The sequence below is a fragment of the Streptomyces sp. NPDC005962 genome (assembly GCF_040629205.1).
Lineage (GTDB): Bacteria > Actinomycetota > Actinomycetes > Streptomycetales > Streptomycetaceae > Streptomyces.
Genome location: NZ_JBEXVE010000002.1, coordinates 693,665 through 714,217, shown reverse-complemented (window position 1 = coordinate 714,217; position 20,553 = coordinate 693,665). Strand labels below are relative to the sequence as shown.

The following is a 20,553-nucleotide window of genomic DNA, read 5'->3' as shown; positions in this document are numbered from 1 at the left end:
GAATGTTTACCTGTACCGACCGGCGTCGCGCGGCAAACTCATCGCTCCTCGGCACACCGATGGCCGGTGAGATATCCGTGCAGCCGACCGGCGCCTTCGAGCATGGCCGTGGTGCGCCGGGTCAGCCCCTCCCGGCGTTCGGCGATGACCTCGCGCAGGGCGGCGCTGCTGCCCGTACCGCGCAGTTCCTCCAGGACGGGCCGAATCCGGTCCAGGGGGTAGCGGTCCTGCCGCAGCATATGGATCATCCGGGCGTCCCGGACCTCGGCCGGGCCGTAGGTGCGGTAGCCGGTGCCGCGCTCGCGCCTGGGGACCAGCAGCCCGGCGGACTCCCACACCCTGAGCGCGGAGGTGCGCACGCCCAGGTACGCGGCCACTTCGCCGATGCGCAAGGCCCCCAGCGGTACGTCCAGGGTCTCGGGGGTCTGCCGGGCGACCGCTTCGAGCGCCTCGCCCGCGGCCCGCAGGGACAGCCGCTGCTCGTGCAGGGCCGCGTGGGCGGCGTCCACGAGGCTGAGCGCCAGCGGTACGTCCCCGGTGTGGACCGCCCGCATGACCGCCCGGGCGGTGTGCGCTCCGTACCCCGGGACGAGCGCGTCGTACGTGACCAGCGCGCGGCGGTGGCGGGTGTCGAGCCTGCGGTATCCGGCCGGGGTGCGGGACGCCGGGGGCAGGACGCCCGCGTCGACGTAGTTGCGGATCTGCTGCGTGGAGACTCCGGCCGAGCGTGCCAGATCGATGGGGCGCAGCGGTGCCTCGGGACTGCTCGGGGGACGGCTCATGGGGTGACCCTATCCGGATGGCGCTCACGGCGAGTTGAGGGTTTTCCGCCCTCGCTTCCTGACAACCTCGCGTGCGATGACGAAAAGTCTCTACGCGGCACTTCAATGAAACACTTGAAGGCATGGATGTCAGTGACAGGGACCATGTACGACACCACCATGCCGCGGACGGCCACGATGTGATTCAGGTCCGCGGGGCCAGGGAGAACAATCTGCGGGACGTTTCCCTCGATATACCCAAGCGGCGGCTCACCGTTTTCACCGGAGTCTCCGGCTCCGGCAAGTCCTCGCTCGTCTTCGACACCGTCGCCGCGGAGTCACAGCGGCTGATCAACGAGACCTACACGGCATTCGTCCAGAACTTCATGCCGACGCTCGGCCGTCCGGACGTCGACGCACTGCGCAACCTCAGCGCGGCCATCATCGTCGACCAGGAGCGGATGGGCGCCAACTCCCGTTCCACCGTGGGTACTGCCACCGACGCCCACACCCTGCTGCGGATTCTGTTCAGCCGGGTCAGCACCCCGTATGTCGGCCCGCCTCTCGCGTTCAGCTTCAACACGGCCGAGGGCATGTGTCCGCGGTGCGAGGGGCTGGGCCGGGTATCGGACATCGACGTCGGCCAACTGGTCGACCGGGAACGGTCGTTGAACCAGGGGGCGATCACCGTCCCCGGATTCGGGGTGGACACGTGGTACTGGCAGCTTTTTGCGCGCTCCGGCCTTTTCGACCCCGATGCCCCGCTGCGGGACTACAGCCCCGAGCAGTGGCAGGACTTCCTGCACAAGCCCGTGACCAAGGTCAAGGTGGGCAAGAACAACCTGACCTACGAGGGGCTGGTCACCAAGGTCAGGCGGCTGTACCTGGCCAAGGACCGGGAGGCGATGCAGCCCCAGGTGCGCGCGTTCGCGGACCGGGCGGTCGCGCTCGCCCGCTGCCCCGGCTGTGACGGCTCCCGGCTGAACGAGGCCGCCCGGTCCTGCACTGTCGACGGCCGCACCCTCGCGGAGTGCTCGGCGATGCAGATCAGCGATCTGGCCGCGTTCGTCCGGGGCATCCGGCACGAGGCGGTCGGGCCGGTCCTGGAAACCCTCCGCGACACGCTGGACTCGCTGGTGGAGATCGGCCTGGGGTATCTGAGCCTGGACCGGGAGTCGGGCACGCTCTCCGGTGGCGAGGCGCAGCGGGTGCGGATGGTGCGCCACCTCGGTTCGAGTCTGACGGATGTGACGTACGTCTTCGACGAGCCCACCGTGGGCTTGCATCCGCATGACATCCGGCGCATGAACACCCTGCTGCTCCAGCTGCGCGACAAGGGCAACACGGTGCTGGTGGTGGAGCACAAGCCGGAGACGATCCGGATCGCCGACCATGTGGTGGATCTGGGCCCCGGTGCCGGTGCGGCGGGCGGACGGATCGCCTACGCGGGCGATCTGGCCGGGCTGCGCACCTCCGGAACCCTGACGGGCGACTACCTCGGCCACCGGGTGAGCCCGCGCGACAAGGTACGGGAGCCCAGGGGCCGTCTGCCGATCACTGGCGCCCGGCTGCACAATCTGCGGGACGTCGATGTCGACATCCCGCTCGGGGTGCTCACCGTCGTCACCGGGGTCGCCGGGTCCGGCAAGAGTTCCCTGATCCATGGCTCGCTCGGCGGACGGGACGGGGTGATCGTCGCCGATCAGTCGGCGATCCGTGGCTCACGCCGCAGCAACCCGGCCACCTATACGGGGCTGCTGGACCCGATCCGGTCGGCGTTCGCGAAGGCCAACCGGGTCAAGCCGGGGCTGTTCAGCGCCAACTCGGAGGGCGCGTGCCCCCGGTGCAAGGGCATCGGCCTGATCTACACGGATCTGGCGATGATGGCCGAGGTGGCGTCGGTGTGCGAGGAGTGCGAGGGCAGGCGGTTCAAGGCCGAGGTGCTGGCGTACCGGCTGCGTGGCCGCGACATCGGCGAGGTGCTCGCCATGCCGGTGGCCGAGGCCCGGGAGTTCTTCACCACCGGGCAGTCGCGGGTGATCCTCGACCGGCTGATGGCGGTGGGCCTGGGCTATATCGGGCTCGGCCAGCCGCTCACCACCCTGTCCGGCGGTGAGCGGCAGCGGCTCAAGCTCGCCATCCACATGGCGAAGCACGGCACGACGTATGTGCTGGACGAGCCGACGACCGGGCTGCATCTGGCCGATGTGGACCAGTTGCTCGGGCTGCTCGACCGGCTGGTGGACGACGGCAATACGGTCGTCGTCATCGAGCACCACCAGGCGGTGATGGCTCACGCGGACTGGATCGTCGACCTGGGCCCGGGGGCGGGCCACGACGGTGGCCGGGTGGTGTTCACCGGGACCCCCGCCGACCTCGTGGCCTCCGGTACGTCGCTGACGGCCACGCATCTGCGGGAGTACGTCGGCGGGTAGCCCCGTGTGTCACCGGGGCGGTGGCGGGGGTGCGGGGGCACCCGCGGGCGGGGCGATCTTCGGGTACGACGCGGTCCCGCCCGGGGCGTCCGGCCCGCCGGGCGGCGCCGCCTCCCCGGCCGTGGCGGCCGCCGTATCCCTGGGCAGGAAGGCGTCGCGGGCGGCGCCCGGGTCCCAGCCCGTTTCGACGACGCGCTTCTGCACCAGGACGGCGGCGCCCAGGACCGCCAGGCCGATGAGCAGGATGAGGGCGATGCCCACCCCGCCACCGGCCTTGCCCGCGTTGCCGATGAGCGCGCCGAACCAGCCGAAGTCGGCGTCGCCGAAGGTGGTGTTCTGCTTCCCGAACGCGCCGAGCACCTTGAGCAGCAGGGCGGGCAGGAAGGTGATGAGCACACCGTTGAGGAACGCGCCGACGGCGGCGCCGCGCCGCCCGCCGGTGGCGTTGCCGTAGACGCCCGCCGCGCCACCGGTGAAGAAGTGCGGCACCAGGCCCGGCAGGACCAGCGCGAGACCGAACGCCGGGTTGAACACCCAGGTGAGCAGCGCCAGGCTGACCAGGCCGCCGGTGAAGCTGGAAAGGAAGCCGATGAGCACGGCGTTCTGCGCGTAGGGGAAGACGATCGGCGCGTCCAGCGCGGGCAGTGCGCCCGGCACGACCTTGTTCGCGATGCCCTGGAAGGCGGGCACGAGTTCGCCGAGGATCGTGCGTACACCGAAGAGGATGACCGCGACCGCGATGCCGAACTGCAGGCCCTGCATCACCGACTGCATCACATAGTTGCCGGTGTCGGTGGCCGCGGAACCAGCTCCAGCCCCGGTGCCGGTGGCGAACGCCTTGAAGGCCGTGTGCTGTCCCACCTTGATCAGGAAGAGCACGGCCATCACGACGTAGATGAACAGCATCGACAGGGCCGTGGCCACCATCGAGTCGCGCAGAAAGCGCAAGCCCTCGGGGAGCTTCATCTCCTCGGTGCTGCGGCTGCGCTTGCCGACCACCCTTCCGGCCGCGCCCGCCACCACGTAACCGGCCGTGCCGAAGTGGCCGATGGCGACGGTGTCGCTGCCCGTGACCCGCTTGGTCCAGGGGTGGGCGAACGCGGGCATGGCCACCAGCATGATGCCGAGCAGCACACCGCCGACCGCCACCACGACGACGGTGGACTGACCGGCGCCCGCCAGCACCACGGTCAGCAGCGTGGCCATGAACAGCATGTGGTGTCCGGTGAGGAACACATAGCGCAGCGGGGTGAACCGGGCCAGCAGCAGGCTGACCACGAAGCCCAGGATCATCAGCCAGGCGACACGCGAGCCGAACTGCGCCTGGGCGATGCCGACGATGGCCTCGTTCGTCGGGATGACGCCGTGCGCGCCGGTGACGCCCTGGATCATCGTGCCCAGCGGGGCGAGGGAGCTGGTGACCAGCCCCGCGCCCGCCCCGATGAGCAGGAAGCCGAGGGTCGCCTTGATGGCGCCGCCGATGATCTGCCCGGCGGATTTCTTCATCGCGATGAGTCCGATGGCGGTGATGATGCCGATCAGATACGCGGGTTCGCTCAGGATCTCGTTCACGAGAAACTTCGCGGGAGTTACGAGCCAGCCCATGATAATTCCACTGTTCCCGTCGTCAGACGTCGTACGTGTCCCGGAGTACCGCGTCGATCTCCGCGGTGCTCGTGAAGTCCTGAACCACCTTCACCGGCCGTCCCACATCGCCCAGGGTCCTGGCGATCTCCCGGGAGGTGAGCAGGGCCACGGCCTCGGAGGCCTTGCCCTTCGCGGAGATGGTGTCGGTGGCCTCCACGGTGACGTAAGCCGACCACCCCCAGCGGTCCAGGACCTGCTCCAGGGTGTTCTTGAGGAACAGGCTCGTGCCCACGCCGTTGCCGCACACCGTGAGGATCTTGTGCTGTGAGGACGCGTCCGCCCGGGGCTTCGCGGCGGCTGGGCTGTGCTCGTCGCCGCTCAGCACGGTGCGCAGCGCCTCGGGGGTGGGCGCCGCGGCGAGGGCGGCCGCGGCGGCGGGGTCGCCGAGCAGCCGGGCCAGGCTCGCCATGGCGGCGGTGTGCGCGCCGGAGTCCGTGGCGGCGAGGGCCACGACCAGGGTGACCGGATCGTTGGTCTCGTGTCCGAACGCGACGGGCTCGGCCAGCCGCACCCAGGACATGCCGGTCGCGCGGACGGCGGGAGAGGGCCGCGCGTGGGCGAACGCCACACCGGGGGCGACGACGATGTACGGCCCGTTCTCCTCCACGCCCGCGATCATCTCCGCGGTGTACTCGGCGGTGGTGAAGCCCGCGTCCACCATGAGCCCGCCGGCGACCGCGATCGCCTCACGCCAGTCCGCCGCCCTCGCGTCGAGCCGTACGCACCCGGCCGGTAGCAGATCTATCAGTTCGTCCATGGCGCGAAATTTTCGCATCCTCGCCCTGCTCCTCAGGTGGCGAGGGGGGTTCGGGGCTCGGCCGCCCTCCGAGGCGGGAACCGGCCCAGCCCAGCAGGAAGCCCGCCGGGATGGTGATCAGGCCCGGGTTGCGCAGCGGGAACCAGTGGAAGTCGCGGTCGGGGAAGACCGCGAGGGCGCCGCCCGAGACCGCCGGGGAGAAGACGATCGTGAGGAGGGTGAGGCCGAGGCCGCCGTACATCGCCCAGCGCATTCCGGTCACCGTGAAGCCGCGCCACAGCGTCCCGTACAGCAGGACCGGCAGGAGCGCGGAGGCCGCGGCGGTGAAGGTGAAGGAGATCAGGATCTGCCGGTTCCAGTGCTGGGTCACCATGGCCAGGGCGACGGCCACCACGCCGACGCCCACGATCGCCGCGCGGGCCGCGGCCAGTTCACGGACCGGGGAGAGCCGCTCCGGCAGCAAGACCTTGGCCAGCACATCGTGGGCGAGGGAGGCCGCGGCGGCGAGGGTGAGCCCCGCCACGGCCGCGAGCGTGGTGATGACGACCGCGCAGGCGACGAGGGTGAACAGCAGGCTGCGGTGGGCCGACTCGGCCTCCGGGTCGAGCGCGCGGGTGAGCAGCAGCAGGGAGTTGGTGCCGGTGGGGTCGGCGGCGCGCAGCGCCGGGGTGCCGACGATGGCCGTGGCACCGGCGCCGACGATCACGATCAGCCCGCCCAGCACGGCGACCGCGCCGACGGCCCAGGTCGTGGCGGAGCGGGCGGCCCGCGCGCCGCGGATCGGGTGGAGCCGCATCGTGATGTGCGGCAGACAGGCCGCGCCCACGGCCAGGGTGAGCTGGATGCTGATGACCTCCAGCTTGCCGGTGACCGAATCGCCGAACTGGCGGCCGGACTCCCAGAAGGCGTCGCCGTAGCCGCTCTTGTCGGCCGCCGCGCCGAAGAGGCTCGCCGGGTTCCAGTCGAAGCGCTTGACGACGAGCACGGCGAGCAGGATGAACGCGCCCAGCAGGATGACGGTCTTGAGGATCTGGATGAAACCGGTGCCCTTCATCCCGCCGAGGGCGGCGTAGCAGACCATGAGGGAGCCGATGAAGAGGGTGCAGCCGGTGACCGAGGCGCTGCCGGGGATGCCGATCAGCAGGGACATCATGTCGCCCGCGCCGTTGAGCTGGACGGTGAGCAGCGGCATGGTGACCGCCAGCACCAGCACGGCGGTGCCGATACGGGCCGGGCGTTCGCTCAGCCGCTCGGCCAGCACATCGCCCAGGGTGTACCGGCCGCGTCCGCACAGGGGTCCGGCCATCACCAGCATGAACAGCAGGATCGAGACCACGGTGGACATGGTGATGAGGACGCCGTCGAATCCGGCGATGGCGATGGTGCCGGTGGTGCTGAGGACGGTGGCGGCCGAGATGTAGTCGCCCGCGATGGCCAGGCCGTTCTGCATCGGGCCGAGCGAACCGGTGCCGATGTAGAACTCGGATGGGTCGTCGCTGTCGGTGGCCGCCAGGATGCAGAGCAGGAAGGATACGGCGATGAAGCAGGCGAACAGCACGAACGACAGGGTTCTCGGCTCGAAGTCGCCGCTCATCGCTCTCTCTCCCGGGTGTCCTCGGCGGGGGCCCGCCGCTCGGCTCGGACGAGGACGGTCACCAGGACCACCGCGTCGGCGCCCACCAGCAGGGAACCCACCGTGAAACCGCCGCCCGCTCCGATGTCGATCCCTCCACCGGCGGTGCAGTTGACGACCACGGCGGCCAGATGGCAGGCCAGCGCGGCGCAGGCGGCCCGCGCCGTCCACGGCCACGGCCGCCGCCATGGCGAGCGACGCGCCCGGCGCTCCCCGCGGTGGTCCGGACGGAACCCGGGGCTCGGGACGGTGCCCGGGTCGGGGCGCGGGCCCGTCGCCTCCGGCGGCCGCGGTGGCATGACTTCGGCGGTGCGCACCGGGTGCGGATGTGTGGTCTGCACCCATGCGTGATCGGACATGTCGTGCTCCTCGTGGCGAATCCGTCCGGCGCGGGTGGGACGGAACCGCCACGACAGCAGCTCACCGGGACCGCCGTACAGCCCGTCAGGGGACCGCGTGGCAGGAGCACATGATCCACTGACGGGTGTTGTGCAGGGCCACACCCTTCCCGGCCCGTGCGGGGCCGCTCTCGGTCCGTGGACCGCAAAGGTCCATACCGCAGCCGCACGGCCCCGGCCGGAGCGGGACCCGGCCGGGGCGGGATCAGAGCGACAGCAGCCCGTGCGCCGCGAGGGCGAGCGACAACTCGACGACGTCGCGCGGGCGGTGCAGCGTACGCCCGGTCAGCTGCTCGTAGCGGCGCAGCCGGTTGAGCACCGTGTTGCGGTGGCAGAACAGCGCCCGCCCCGCCTCGCGCGCCGATCCGTCGGCGTCCAGCCACGCCGTCAGGGTCGTCAGCAGGACGTCCCGGTCGGCGGGTTCGAGCGCCAGGACGGGGCCGAGCATGCGGGCGGCGAGCGCGGTGGCCAGGTCCGGGGCGGACACCACCAGGGCCTCCGGGTAGTGCTCCTCCAGCAGCACCGCCCGGCCGGTGGCGGGGCATGCGCGCAGCGCCGTATCGGCGAGCAGGCGGGCCGCGTTCACGGAGGCCAGGCCGGTGACGGCGGGGCTGACCCCGGCCCGGGCGCCCTGCGGGACGGTGAGGCCCCGCGCCACCTGCCGGGGATGGACGTCCCCGAGGAGGACGATCGCGTGGGCGGTGGACTCCCCCGTGTGCCACACCGTACGGCCGCCGCCGTGGATCTCCGGCGGGCGCGGTGCGCCGGGGCCGGAGCCGGTGTGGTCCAGCGCGACGACCGCGTAACGCCCCTGCTCGGGCAGGCCCAGCACCTCCTCCGCCTCGGGGAAGTCGCTCACCCGGGCGGTGCCGTCCAGCAGCGCCTCGACGATGATCCGGAACCGGTTCTCGCGGTGCCAGGCGAGCTGCCGTCCGACCTCGTGGTACGCCTCGGAGACGAGCGTGCAGTGCTCGTCGACGAAGTGCCAGATGTCGGACGCCACATGCACCAGCCCGTGGGCGCCGACCGGGTCCTCGCGCGAGGCCGTTTCCACCAGCTCGTCCCAGACGACGGTGCACCCGATGCGGAAGCCGTGCAGCAGCGCGTCCAGCGGAAGGCCCTGGGCCGCGCGGTCGGCGCCGATCCGCCAGGAGACGGAGCGGGCGGGCTCCCGTGTCTCCTTGGGGTACAGCAGGGAGCGGACGTTGTTGGACAGCGAGTCGTTGACGTCCCGCCACAGTTCCTGCGGATCGATGGCGGCGGAGCTGTAGACCGGTTCCCGCTCCCGCATCAGGGCGACGACCTCATCGGTCAGCCGGGGCAGTTCGTCGATGAGGACCCGGGCGGTCCGGTGCAGCAGGGCGATGGCCTCGGGGTCGGCCCGCGAGCGTACGGGCGGGCGGGCGGCGGGCATCCGGGGCAGCGCCCGGGCCCTGTCGGCAGACAGTCGGCTGGCGGGCCGACCGGCGGCGGGGCCGACGGTGCGGGAGCCGGTGACCGGGTGCATGACGTTCCTCCACCTCTGACGTGCGATGTGCCGCTCGACGCGGCATCGTGAGGCCCGGTCCGCTCCGGGGCCGGACGTCCACCGCTATTGCATCATCGACATACCGCCTGGTCGGACTCTTCGGTCAATTCCCTTCGGGGTCGTCACTCTCCGGCCACATGAGCCGCATGAGCCGGTCCACGGGCCGCCGGGGGCGCAGCGGTACGGTGGGGCCGCCCCCACGACGCGAGAGAAAGGTGCGGCAATGGCTTCCGCGCACGGCGCCTCCCTGGACATCCCCACCCCCGACGGGATTGCCGACGCCTACCTGGCCCATCCCGAGGACGGGAATCCGCATCCCGGCGTCCTGCTGTACCCGGACGCCTTCGGGCCGCGTGCCACGGTCGAGGAGGCGGCGAAGCGCCTCGCCGGGAGCGGCTACACGGTGCTGGTGCCCAACGTCCTGTACCGCGCGGGGCGGGCGCCGGTGGTGGAGCTGCCGGAGTTCATCGACCCCTCGCAGCGGTCGGACATCTTCGACCACCTCGGCCCGCTGATGAAGGCGCACACGCCCGAGCTGGCGATGCGCGACGCGGGCGCCTACCTCGCCTGGCTGGCCGACTCTCCGCTGGTCACGGACGGGCCCGTGGGCAGCGTCGGCTACTGCATGGGCGGCGTGCTGGCGGTGCGCACCGCGGCGGCCCACCCCGAGCGGGTCGCGGCCGCGGCCAGCTTCCACGGCGGCCACCTGGTCACGGACGCCCCGGACAGCCCGCACCGGCTCGCCGACCGGATCTCGGCGGAGCTGTACTTCGGCCACGCCGACCAGGACCCGTCGATCCCGGCGGACCAGATCGCCGTGCTGGAGCGGGCGCTGGACGCGGCCGGGGTGCGCTACCGCAGCGAGGTGTACGAGGGCGCCCACCACGGGTTCACCCAGATCGACACCGCCATGTACGACGCCGCCGCGGAGGACCGGCACTGGCAGGAGCTGCTGGCGCTGTTCGCGCGCACGCTGCGGCCGTAACGCGCCGTCGGCGGCCCGTTGAACGCACGCGTTGAACCCACTCGTTGAACGGACCGGTTGAACGAAGCCGTTGAACACACCGCCCCTCCCCCTCGTACTCCCCGGCATGACCGCGCATCGCACCGCCGCCTCGGCCGCCCTCACCGGAACCGCCTCGCTGCTGCTCATCGCGGTGGGCGCCGGGCCCGCACTGGCCCACGGGGCGCCGGTGAACCCGGTCAGCCGGACGGTGGCCTGCTCGCCGGAGGGCGGGCGGGAGGCGCGGTCGGCGGCCTGCGAGGCGGCGAAGGCGGCCGGGGGCGCGGCGTTCGAGCAGTGGGACAACCTGCGCATCGCCGATGTCAATGGCAGGGACCGGGAGCGGATTCCGGACGGAAAGCTGTGCAGCGCGGGCCTCGACGGATACCGGGGGCTGGATCTGCCGCGTGCGGACTGGCCCTCGACGCGGCTCGCCCCGGGAGCGGACCTCACGCTCGACTACAGCTCCACCATTCCGCACACCGGCACCTTCGAGTTGTATCTCACCAAGCGGGGCTACGATCCGAAGCAGCCGCTGAAGTGGTCCGATCTCGACGCCAAGCCGTTCGCGAAGATCAAGGACCCGGCGCTGACGGACGGTGCGTACCATCTCAAGGCGAAGCTGCCGTCGGACCGCAGCGGCCGTCAGCTCCTGTATACGATCTGGCGCAACTCCAGTACCGCGGACACGTATTACTCCTGCTCGGATGTCGTACTCTCCGCCGGGGCGAAGAACAGCGGCACGCCGGTGCCCGCCGACGGCACCGCCGACCGCGCCGATGAGTCAGGCCGCGCCGATAAGTCCGGGCGCGCCGATAAGTCAGGCGGCAGCGGCAGCACCGCGATGCCGCTGGTCGCGGGTGGCTCGGCCGCCGCGGTACTGACGGCCGCCGGGGTGTTCGTGACACGGCGCCGCCGCCGCTGACCGGCAGCGGCGGCGACCCGTTCGGTGATGCGTCGGGTGACGCGGTGAGCAGGGCTGTGCGGATTACCAGCCCTTGGTCACCCGGTGCTCCTTGAGGGACGCGCAGTTCGACCCGTAGGTGTAGGTCGACTGGTTGTCGATGCCCCCGGCCCAGTCGACGCACTTCCCGCGCCCGGTGTCGTAGATCGGGCCCGCGTAGGACTTGTACAGGCCTTCGTCGAGCTGCACGTCGTCCGAGCCGTTCACGTAGAGGTAGGCGAACATGTTCTTCGCCGCCCCGGCCGAGTTGCGGACGGTGACCACACAGTTCTTGCCCTTGCTGGAGTTGTACGTCAGGAAGACGGTGCCCTGGGTGCCGATCGGCGCCGAGTTCACCACCTTGTACCCGCTGCCGCAGGCCCCGTTGTACGCGGCCTTGGTCGCCGCCGAGGCGGACGGGGCCAGGACCACGGAGCCCGCGACGGCGGAAGCCAGGACCGCGGTCGCGGCAACATAGCGCGAAATCTTCATATTTCCCCCTTGTAACCCTAGGGCGCTGTTTGCGTCGTCTAGGTGACATGTGGAGGCCCAGGATGGTTGTACGGGATTCTGTGGGGATCATCGCGAATCAACTTTGAGTACGCGTACTCATGTCGCACCCCGATCACGCCGATGATGCTGACCGCATGCCCAGTTCACCGGCCATGCCCGCGCCTCCCCCTCGGGTGGGGATCACCTCCGTCGGCTCCTGGCTGCCACGGCGGCGGCTGTCCTCGGAGGAGCTGCGCGACGAGGTGGCGCGCGGCGGACTTCCGCTGCCGCGAGGGGTGTTCGAGCGGGCGACGGGGATCGGTTCGCGGCGGATCGCCGCGGACGGGGAGTACGCCTCGACGCTCGCGATCGGCGCCGCCCGGCGGGCCCTGGACGCCGCCGGGCTCGATCCGCTCGACATCGACCTGCTGCTCTTCGCCTCCGCGACCCGCGACATGGCCGAACCCGCCACCGCCCACGTGGTGCAGGCCGCACTCGGCTCCCGGGCCCACGCACTGGACGTCACCAACGCCTGCAACAGCTTCGTCAACGGCATCGACCTGGCACGCGCGATGATCCTCGCCGGGCGCGCCACCCGGGCGCTGGTGGTCACCGGCGAGACCCCGAGCCGCGCCGTGCGCCGTGCCCCCGCGAGCCTCACGGCGTTCCGCGACGCCTTCGCCGGCTACACCTTCGGCGACGCGGGTGCGGCGGTGGTGGTCGAGCCGGTGGACCGCGGTGGCATCCTCGACGTCGACACCCTGACCCACTCCGAACACTGGGCCGCAGGTGGCATCTTCGGCGGCGGCTCCCGGCATCCGCGCGACGAGGAGCAGACGTACTTCCGCGGTGACGGCGCACATCTGCGGACCGTCTTCGAGAAGGTGGGGATCTCGGCGCTGGACCGGGTGCGGCACCGGACCGGCCTGGAGTGGCGGGACTTCGCGCGGGTGCTCGTCCATCAGGTGACGGTGCCGTATCTGGAGCGGTTCATCGAGGCAACCGGTGTGCCACGGGACAAACTCGTCGTGACGGTGGGCGAGTTGGGCAATGTGGCCAGCGCTTCGCTCGGGGTGCAGCTGGACCGGGTGCACGGGCGGCTGACGCCGGGCGACCGGGTGCTGTTCGTCGGCCTCGGGGGCGGCGTCAGCATCATGACGCTCGTGTGGGAGGTGTCATGACCCGGCTGTGGGTCGTGGTTCCGGCCCATCAGGAGGCGGCCAGGATCGGCGCCACGCTCGACGCGCTCGCCGCACAGCACGACCGCGACTTCACCCTGCTCGTCGTCGACAACGCCTCCACCGACGCCACCGGGGACCTCGTCCGCCGCTTCGCGCGGCGCGCCGCCTTTCCCGTCCTGCTGCTGACGGAGCCGGAGAAGGGGGTGGGCTGCGCCGTGGACACCGGGTTCCGGTACGCGATCGGGCAGGGGGCCGGGATCGTCGCCCGTACCGATGCCGACTGTCTGCCCCGCCCCGGCTGGACGGCCGCCGCGCGGGCCGCGCTGGGCACCGCCGGACGGGGCATGGCCTGCGGCCGGATCACCGCGCGCCGCGACGAGCACGGGCCGCTCGGCCGCGCCGCCTTCCGCCTCCTGGTGTCCCTCGCGGCCCTCTTCGGGCGGCTGCGGCCCGCCCACCGCAGGCGGCGCGGCTATCTCGCGCCGTACCGGATGCACGCGGGCAACAACATGGCCATCACCGCCGGGCTGTACCTCGACGCCGGTGGCATGCCACGGCGCCCCTCCCCCACCGACCGGGCGTTCCTCAACCGGGTGCGCCGCCACACCACCGCCATCGCCCGCTGCGAAGGGATGATCGTGGAGAACTCCACACGACGGCTGCGCGCCTACGGCGTCATCGGAACCGCCCGCTGGTACCTCGACAAGGGCAGCGGCCGCCACGGGGAGGACCCGCGCTGATGCTGGACCGTCTCGCACACACCCTGCGGGCCCATCCGCACCGCCCGGCCGTCCTGGGCTGCACCCGCGCGGGCGCGCCCCGGGTGCACGCGACCCGCGGGGAGGTGGCCGACCTCGCCGAGGCGTACGCGGCCGGGCTGCGGGCCCGTGGCCTGGCCGCCGGGGACACCCTCGGCGTCGCGATACGCCCCGGGCCGCGCGCGCTCGCCGTGATGCTCGCCGCGCACCGGCTGGGGCTGCGGGCCGCCGTCCTGGACCCGTCCGTCGGCCCCGATGTGCTCAGCGCCCGGCTCGCGCTGGCCCGGCCCGCCCTCGTCCTCGCCGATGCCGCCGCCCAGGCCGTGGCCGGGTGGGCCCGTCCGCTGGCCCGGCGGGCCCGGCTCGCGCTGCCCGACCTCGCCACGCTCGGGCCGGTGGCCACGCTGGGGCGGCGGCTGCCGGGCTGCGCGCCGTCGCTGGACCTGTCCGCGTCGCGGGTGGCGCTGCCCGTCGCGGGTGACGACGCCTCGTCGGATGCCGTCATCGTCTTCACCTCCGGTACGACGTCCCGGCCGCGCGCAGTAGTGCACTCCCGGGCCGGACTCGCCGCCGGGATGCGGTCGGTGGCGGACTTGGTCGAACCCCGGCCGGACGCGCCCGTGCTCGGTGGCACGTTCTTCGTACTGCTGCCGTCGCTGGCGCGGGGCGCCCCCGTCGCACTGCCCGCCCGCGCGCCGCGCGTCCTCGCCCGGCAGCTCGGGCGGCTCGCCCCGCAGGCCACCTATCTGACGCCACCCCAGCTGCGGGCCGCGCTCGCCGCCTCGGCCCGCTTCACCGGCCGGGTCTGGACCGGCTCGGCACCGGCCGGCGCCGAGCTGCTGGCCCGGGTCAAGCGGGCGGGGGCGGACGAGGCGTGGGGGGTGTACGCGCTCACCGAACTCTTCCCGGCCGCCGCCGTCGAGGCGGCCGAGAAGGCGGCCTTCGGCGGGACCGGCGATCTGGCCGGGGCGCCGCTGCCGGGCGTCCGGGCCCGGCTGGACGGCATGGCGCCGGGCCACGGCGAACTGCTGCTGGCCGGGCCCGCCGCCCGCCACCGCTATCTGGGCGAGGCGCCCGACCCGTGGGTGCGGACCGGCGACCGGGCCCGGTGGGAGGGCGGCCGGATCGTGCTGGAGGGGCGGCTGAAGACCATGGTGCTGCGCGGCGCCGAGAACATCTACCCGGGGCTGTACGAGCCGTCGCTGCACGTCTCCGGGGTCGAACTGGCCCTCCTCGTCGGCGTACCCGAGGGCGACGGGGACGAACGGCTCGTCGCGCTCGTCCAGCCGAGCCCCGGGGCCGACCCGCGCCGGGTGCGCGCCCTGCTGGCCGGGCCGCTGGAACGGATGGGCTCCGCCCGCCCCGACGCGGTGCTGCTCACCGACATCCCGCTCACCGGCCGCTCCCGCAAACCGGACCGCGCGGAGGCGGCCCGGCGGGCGGCGGCCCAGCTGGACGGCCCGGCCGCGCCCGCTTCCGTACGCCGCCTCCGGCCCCACCGCCGGGCGGACGGCGCACGGGGCGCCCGCGGGGCGGACACCCCGTCATGACACCGCCGGACCGGGCGTACCGGCGGGCCCGCCGCCGGGACCGCCGCGTCTACCAGGCGGCGCACCCGGTGCTCCTCGCCCTGCTCGCCGCCACCCGCGCCCGCCCGGCCGTGCGCCTCGGGTCCACGGTTTTGGTGCACGACGCCGACGCCTGCCGCCAGGTGCTCACCCGGGTCCCGCTGGACCGCGACGCCGAGGGCTCGACCGGTGGCGCGGCGCGGGCCGCGCTGTCCGGGCCCCAGGCGTGGGGCGCACTGTCCGGGCCCCAGGCGAGCGGGCTGCTGTTCGATCAGGAGGGCGGCGGCCACCGTGCGACCCGGCGGGGGCTCGCCGACGGCCTCGGTGCGGCCGGTGTGGAGCGGCTGCGACCGGTGTGGCGCGCCGTCCTCACCCGGCGGCTGGGCCCCCTCGCGGAGCCCGGCGGCACGGTGGACCTGGTGGCGGTGGCGCGCGAAGTGGCGGGGGCCACGGTGTGCGCCCTGCTGGACGTCGACGCCGATCCGCGGGCGGTGGCGTCGGCCGCGTCCGACGCCGCGGCGGCGGCCGTACGGGACCATCTGCCGGGCCCGCGCCGCCCCGGGGGCGCGGGCGGCGCGACGGCGGCGGCGCGCCGTCTTCAGGCCCTGCTGGCCGCCGACGGGCGGGACGACGGTGCGCTGCGCGCGATGCTGGCCACCGCAGCCGTCACCACCACGGTCGCCGCCCTCCCCCGTGCGGCGGCCTGGTGTGCCGACGCCGGGCTGTGGGAAGAGGCCGCGGACGATCGTCTGCGCCCGGCGCTGGTGGCCGAACTCCTGCGCGTGGTGGCCCCGTCGCCCGTTCTGCCGCGGGTCGCCGCCGCCGATGCCACCGTGGCGGGGGTGACGATCCGGCGCGGCGACCGGATCGTCCTGGTCGCGCGCCACGCCGTACGGGCCCACCGCACGGGCCCCGACGCCCGGTGCCCGGTCAAACCGGCCGTCTCCCAGCTCGTCTTCGGCGCGGGCCCGCACGCCTGCCCGGGCGCGCGGCTGGCCCGGGCCCAGCTCCGGGACACCCTCGCCGCGCTGTCCCCGTACCGTCCGGCCGTGGTCCGCGCCCGGGCGGAGCGCCACGCCGCGCTCCCCGGCTGGCGGGCGCTGACCGTCCGCGCGCGGGAGCGCCCGTGACCGGCCAGGCCGGGCTGACCGGGCGGCGGGTGGCCGTCACCGGGGCGAGCGGCTTCTGCGGTGCGTACGTCGCCCGGGCGGTCGCGGCGTCAGGTGCCGAGGTGCTGTGCGTGGGGCGGCGCGGCGGGCCGGTGGGGCGGCATATCCGGTGGGACGCCGCACGCGAGACGCCCGATCTCACCGGCGCCGACCTGGTGGTGCACTGCGCGGCGGCCGTCGGCGACCCGGCGGCGGGGTCGGCCGCCGAGGACGAGATGCGTGCCGTCAACGTCGAGGGCGCGGCCCGGCTGTTGCGGGCGGCGGGCGGGCGGCCGGTGGTGTGGGTGAGCAGCGCCAGTGTGTACGATCCGCGGCCCGGCCGCCGCCTGGTGGCCGAGGACCATCCCGTCTCCGGCCAGCTCAACGCGTACGGCCGGACGAAGGCGGCGGGTGAGCGGCTGGCGCTGGAGGCCGGTGCGGTCGTGCTGCGGCCGCGGGCCGTGTACGGGACGGGCGACCCGTATCTGGTGCCACGGCTGCTGGGCCGGGTCCGCGGCGGGCTTCTGCTGCTGCCGGGGCCGGATGTGACGCTCAGCCTCACCGCCGTCGAAAACCTCGCCGACGCCTGTGTGGCCGCCGCCGAGGGCTGGCCGCCGGGCGCGTACAACATCGCCGACGCCGCGCCCTACCGCCGCGACCGGGCGGTCCGCGAGGTGCTGCGCGCGCACGGCAGGCGGGTCCGCGTCGGCCATCTGCCGCGCCCGCTCGCCATGGCGGCGGCCCGGGCGCTGGAGACCGCCGCGCGCCACCGGCCGGACGCCCGGCCGGTGCTGACCCGCTACGCGGTGGACCAGCTCGCGCACACCGTCGTCCTCGACACCACCAGGGCCCGGGAGCGGGGGTGGGTCCCCCGGTGGGCGCTCGGCGACTACGTCCGGCGCGTCAGGCCGGTGTGCTGGCGCGGATGACGAGGCGGGTGGGGAGTTCCGGCGGCGCCGCACCGGCTGTCGGCACGGTGGGGCGACCGTGGTCGGAGCGGTCGTCGGAGCGGTGCTCGATGTGATGGTCGGTGTGATCGAGGAGCCGCCGGGCCGCCGATTCGCCCTTCTCCACGGTGGGCTGATGGACCGTGGTGAGGGGGACGGCGGCGGTGGCGGCCGCCGGAATGTCGTCGTAGCCGATGACGGCCAGGTCACCGGGCACGGTGAGACCGTGGTCCCGAGCGGCCGCGCACGCGCCGAGCGCGAGGGTGTCGGAGACGGCGAGCAGCGCGGTGGGGCGCGGGCCCGGCGCGGTGAGCAGGGTGTGAACGGCCGTGCGGATCGCCGCGATGTCGTTCCGGCCGCATTCGATGACGGTGAGGTCCGTGAACGGCAGCCCCGCCTCGGCCCAGGCGTCGCGGTAGCCCAGCAGCCGGCGGCGCAGGATCGCGCTGGTGGTGGCGAGCGCCTGGGGCCAGGTGGCCGGGCCGAGCCGGGGCTGAACGGCGAGCCGGTCGACCAGGATCGCGGCCCGCCGGTGACCGAGGCCGACCAGATGGCGGGCGGCACACCTGGCGCCGCCGAAGTCGTCGACGGTGACGAAGCCCGCCCAGGCGTCGCCGAAGCGCTCACGGCCGGTGTCATGGCCGGGCGAGTCCACGGCCAGCACCGGCAGTTCGCGCTTGACCAGGATGTCCAGGCCGGGGTGGTCCTCCTCCACGCTGTACAGGAGCGCGGCGTCGATCACGGCCTTCTCCAGCGCGGCGAGCGGCGCGTCGGCCACCTGCTGGACGGGGGCGGTGGCATGCCGGGCCAGCGGTCCCACGGCGGGCGGCAGGGCGAGCAGGGTCATGGTGGTGCGGCGCCGCTGGAACTCGCGGGCCACGCCCTCCAGGAAGGCCGTGGCGGCCGGATCGGCGAAGGCCGTCTCCAGCGGGAGGGGCAGCACCACCCCGACGGTGCCGGTACGTCCGCGCCGGAGCGAGGCGGCGGCCGGGTCGGGGCCCGCGTAACCGACCTCCTCGGCGGCCTGGAGCACGCGTTCGCGCATGGTGGCGGAGAAACGGCCGGTGTCGTTGAGGACGTTGGAGACGCTCATCACCGAGACCCCCGCCGTGCGGGCCACATCCTTCAGCGTCGCCATCCGCTCTCCCCGGTTTGTTCCGGCTTCTCGTGATCGCTTGCCGCTCACCCCCATCTTATGCCACTGTGCTTTATCGATACATCAACGGTGATGTGCCGCACGAGAGGGCCTGTCCGTGAGCAGTCAGAGGCACCGCATGCCCGCCGGGGAGCCGTACGCCGCCCCCGCCCCGGCCGCCGACGCGCCGCACCCGGCCGCGGCCCCGCGCCGCCCGGCCGCCCACCGTGAGGCCCCCGGTAAAACCCCCGCCGCACGCGGCGTCTGAGACCCGGCCCGGGGCCTACCAGCGCCAACCGCGCCGCATTTCACCGGCGATCGCGCGCACACCCCGCTGCCGAACACCCCGCTGCCGACCGCGACAGTCTGCCGCACGGCTCCGGACCGCCCCTGCCCGACCGGCTTCCCCGGTCGGCAATCGCACCAGCAAGAGCAGCACGAACCAGTAATGGGATGGACGCATGACAGCCCCGGATGAGCGCCGGACGACCTCGATACCGGCCAGTGACGAGGCATCGGGCCTCACCACCGCCACCATGGCGCCCCGCCCCTCCACGCACCGCGCGGAGGGCTCACCGAACGCCTGGTGGCGTGACGCGGTGATCTACCAGATCTACCTCCGCAGCTTCCTCGACAGCACCGGGGACGGCATCGGCGACCTCGCCGGGGCCCGGCTGGGGCTGCCGTACCTCAAGAAGCTGGGCGTGGACGGGATCTGGCTCAGCCCGTTCTACCCGTCGCCGCAGCACGACCACGGGTACGACGTGGCCGACTACCTCGGCGTCGACCCGATCTTCGGTGATCTGGACGAGTTCGACCGGCTGGTCCACGACGCCCACCGGCTCGGGCTGAAGGTCCTCATGGACATCGTCCCCAACCACTGCTCCAGCGAACACGCCTGGTTCCGGGCCGCCCTGGCCGAGGGGCCCGGCGGACCGTCCCGGGCCCGCTTCCACTTCGCCGACGGCCGGGGAGCGGACGGCGAACTGCCGCCCAACAACTGGCACGCCATGTTCGGCGGCCCCGCCTGGAGCCGGGTCACCGAACCGGACGGCACCCCCGGTCAGTGGTACCTCCACCTCTTCACCCCCGAACAGCCCGACCTCAACTGGCGCGAGCCGTCGGTCGGCGAGCACTTCCACGACGTGCTGCGCTTCTGGCTCGACCGGGGCGTCGACGGGTTCCGCATCGATGTGGCGGCGGGCCTGTTCAAACACCCCGACCTGCCCGACTCCGACGACCCCACCATCGACGAACGCACCCGCGACTCCGTCAACCCCCTCGCCTGGAACCAGCCGGAGATCCACGAGGAGTGGCGCCGCTGGCGCGCCATCTGCGACGAGTACGCGGCCCGCGACGGCAACGACCGGCTGCTGGTCGGCGAGGTCTCCGTCTCCACGCCGCTGGAGCAGGCCAAGTACGTCCGTTCCGACGAACTCCACCAGGCCTTCTTCTTCCATCTGCTCACCGCCCCCTGGAACCCGGACGTCTTCCGCAAGGTGATCAGCGAGGCGATGCGGGACATCGTCGACACCGGCTCCACCGTCACCTGGGTCCTCAACAACCACGACCAGGTCCGCACCGTCACCCGGTACGCGGGCGAACCGGCGACCGGCGAGGTGTCGTGCCTGGGTCCGGCCCGGGCCCGGGCCGCCGCCCTGCTGATGCTCGCCCTGCCCGGCGCCGCGTACGTCTACCAGGGCGAGGAGCTGGGGCTGCCCGAGGTGGTCGACCTGCCGGACGAGGTGCTGACCGACCCCATCTTCCGCCGCACCGGCAGCCGTCAGCACATCCGCGACGGCTGCCGGGTGCCGCTGCCGTGGTCGGGCCACGCCTCGCCGTTCGGCTTCACCACCGGCGAGGCCGTGGCCCAGCCCTGGCTGCCGCAGCCCGAGTGGTTCGCCGAACACGCCACCGACCGGGCCCTGGCCGACACCAATTCGTTCTGGCACCTGTACCGCGAGGGGCTGTATCTGCGGCGCAGCCTTCCGCAGATGGGCGAGGGCCCGCTGGTGTGGCTGGAGTCGCCGCCCGAGGTGCTGGCGTTCATGCGCGGCGACGGACTGGTGTGCGCGATCAACTTCAGCGGCCACCCGGTCCCGGCTCCGGTCACCGGGGCGCCCATTCTGGCCAGCGCCTCCTGCCCGCCCGGGACGCTGCCGGGGAGCGCCGCGGCCTGGTGGATCACCGACCCGACCGGCTGACAGTACTGACGGCCC

General features: G+C 73.3%; 18 protein-coding genes. 10 read left to right on the top strand and 8 right to left on the bottom strand.

Annotation, left to right across the window (positions count from 1 at the left end):
• Positions 1–38: 38 nt before the first annotated feature.
• The gene (locus ABZ370_RS06680; RefSeq protein WP_358617347.1) at positions 39–782 is read right to left on the bottom strand and encodes a MerR family transcriptional regulator; all 744 of its coding nucleotides are present in this window, start codon (positions 780–782) and stop codon (positions 39–41) included.
• Positions 783–904: 122 nt separating this feature from the next.
• On the opposite strand from ABZ370_RS06680, the gene ABZ370_RS06675 reads away from it, so the two are divergent.
• Positions 905–3,196: an excinuclease ABC subunit UvrA gene (locus ABZ370_RS06675; protein WP_358617344.1), complete on the top strand. Its 2,292-nt coding sequence runs from the start codon at positions 905–907 to the stop codon at positions 3,194–3,196.
• A gap of 9 nt (positions 3,197–3,205) precedes the next feature.
• On the opposite strand, the gene ABZ370_RS06670 is transcribed toward ABZ370_RS06675, so the two are convergent.
• The 5 genes from ABZ370_RS06670 to ABZ370_RS06650 form a co-directional block, all read right to left on the bottom strand.
• Positions 3,206–4,801, bottom strand: coding sequence for a PTS ascorbate transporter subunit IIC (locus tag ABZ370_RS06670; RefSeq protein ID WP_358617341.1), 1,596 nt, complete (start codon positions 4,799–4,801; stop codon positions 3,206–3,208).
• A gap of 22 nt (positions 4,802–4,823) precedes the next feature.
• A complete protein-coding gene (locus ABZ370_RS06665) occupies positions 4,824–5,600 on the bottom strand; it encodes a PTS sugar transporter subunit IIA (RefSeq protein WP_358617339.1) in 777 nt (258 codons plus the stop codon).
• Positions 5,530–7,194, bottom strand: coding sequence for a cation acetate symporter (locus tag ABZ370_RS06660; RefSeq protein WP_358617337.1), 1,665 nt, complete (start codon positions 7,192–7,194; stop codon positions 5,530–5,532). Before ABZ370_RS06660 ends, ABZ370_RS06665 begins: the two co-directional genes overlap by 71 nt.
• Positions 7,191–7,592 carry a hypothetical protein gene (locus tag ABZ370_RS06655; RefSeq protein ID WP_358617335.1) on the bottom strand — a complete coding sequence of 134 codons (402 nt, stop codon included), beginning with the start codon at positions 7,590–7,592 and terminating at the stop codon, positions 7,191–7,193. The genes ABZ370_RS06660 and ABZ370_RS06655 overlap by 4 nt, the downstream gene beginning before the upstream one ends.
• 244 nt (positions 7,593–7,836) lie before the next feature.
• The gene (locus tag ABZ370_RS06650) at positions 7,837–9,138 is read right to left on the bottom strand and encodes a helix-turn-helix domain-containing protein (protein WP_358617333.1); all 1,302 of its coding nucleotides are present in this window, start codon (positions 9,136–9,138) and stop codon (positions 7,837–7,839) included.
• A 244-nt stretch (positions 9,139–9,382) separates the two neighbouring features.
• Here ABZ370_RS06650 and ABZ370_RS06645 point away from each other — a divergent pair, with 244 nt between their 5' ends.
• Both ABZ370_RS06645 and ABZ370_RS06640 read left to right on the top strand, forming a co-directional pair.
• Complete coding sequence (locus tag ABZ370_RS06645; RefSeq protein ID WP_358617331.1) at positions 9,383–10,144, top strand: dienelactone hydrolase family protein; 762 nt, start codon at positions 9,383–9,385, stop codon at positions 10,142–10,144.
• 106 nt (positions 10,145–10,250) lie between these two features.
• The gene (locus ABZ370_RS06640) at positions 10,251–11,087 is read left to right on the top strand and encodes a lytic polysaccharide monooxygenase (RefSeq protein WP_358617329.1); all 837 of its coding nucleotides are present in this window, start codon (positions 10,251–10,253) and stop codon (positions 11,085–11,087) included.
• A gap of 63 nt (positions 11,088–11,150) precedes the next feature.
• On the opposite strand, the gene ABZ370_RS06635 is transcribed toward ABZ370_RS06640, so the two are convergent.
• Positions 11,151–11,597, bottom strand: a complete 447-nt coding sequence (locus ABZ370_RS06635) for a spore-associated protein A (RefSeq protein ID WP_358617327.1) — start codon at positions 11,595–11,597, stop codon at positions 11,151–11,153.
• 155 nt (positions 11,598–11,752) lie between these two features.
• Between ABZ370_RS06635 and ABZ370_RS06630 the strand changes: the two genes are divergently transcribed.
• From ABZ370_RS06630 to ABZ370_RS06610, 5 genes are read left to right on the top strand one after another with little or no spacing between them, the layout of a single operon-like run.
• Positions 11,753–12,778: a ketoacyl-ACP synthase III gene (locus ABZ370_RS06630; RefSeq protein WP_358617325.1), complete on the top strand. Its 1,026-nt coding sequence runs from the start codon at positions 11,753–11,755 to the stop codon at positions 12,776–12,778.
• Positions 12,775–13,518, top strand: coding sequence for a glycosyltransferase (locus ABZ370_RS06625; protein ID WP_358617322.1), 744 nt, complete (start codon positions 12,775–12,777; stop codon positions 13,516–13,518). The genes ABZ370_RS06630 and ABZ370_RS06625 overlap by 4 nt, the downstream gene beginning before the upstream one ends.
• On the top strand, positions 13,518–15,086 hold the full coding sequence (locus ABZ370_RS06620) for a class I adenylate-forming enzyme family protein (RefSeq protein ID WP_358617320.1): 1,569 nt from the start codon (positions 13,518–13,520) through the stop codon (positions 15,084–15,086). Before ABZ370_RS06625 ends, ABZ370_RS06620 begins: the two co-directional genes overlap by 1 nt.
• A complete protein-coding gene (locus tag ABZ370_RS06615; RefSeq protein WP_358617317.1) occupies positions 15,083–16,234 on the top strand; it encodes a cytochrome P450 in 1,152 nt (383 codons plus the stop codon). The genes ABZ370_RS06620 and ABZ370_RS06615 overlap by 4 nt, the downstream gene beginning before the upstream one ends.
• Positions 16,231–17,181: an NAD(P)-dependent oxidoreductase gene (locus tag ABZ370_RS06610; protein ID WP_358617316.1), complete on the top strand. Its 951-nt coding sequence runs from the start codon at positions 16,231–16,233 to the stop codon at positions 17,179–17,181. The genes ABZ370_RS06615 and ABZ370_RS06610 overlap by 4 nt, the downstream gene beginning before the upstream one ends.
• Here ABZ370_RS06610 and ABZ370_RS06605 read toward each other — a convergent pair.
• Positions 17,156–18,337 carry a LacI family DNA-binding transcriptional regulator gene (locus ABZ370_RS06605; protein WP_358617314.1) on the bottom strand — a complete coding sequence of 394 codons (1,182 nt, stop codon included), beginning with the start codon at positions 18,335–18,337 and terminating at the stop codon, positions 17,156–17,158. The genes ABZ370_RS06610 and ABZ370_RS06605 overlap by 26 nt on opposite strands.
• A 115-nt stretch (positions 18,338–18,452) precedes the next feature.
• Between ABZ370_RS06605 and ABZ370_RS06600 the strand changes: the two genes are divergently transcribed.
• Complete coding sequence (locus ABZ370_RS06600) at positions 18,453–18,602, top strand: hypothetical protein (protein ID WP_358617312.1); 150 nt, start codon at positions 18,453–18,455, stop codon at positions 18,600–18,602.
• A gap of 268 nt (positions 18,603–18,870) precedes the next feature.
• Positions 18,871–20,538 carry a glycoside hydrolase family 13 protein gene (locus ABZ370_RS06595; RefSeq protein ID WP_358617455.1) on the top strand — a complete coding sequence of 556 codons (1,668 nt, stop codon included), beginning with the start codon at positions 18,871–18,873 and terminating at the stop codon, positions 20,536–20,538.
• The last annotated feature ends 15 nt before the right edge of the window (positions 20,539–20,553 follow it).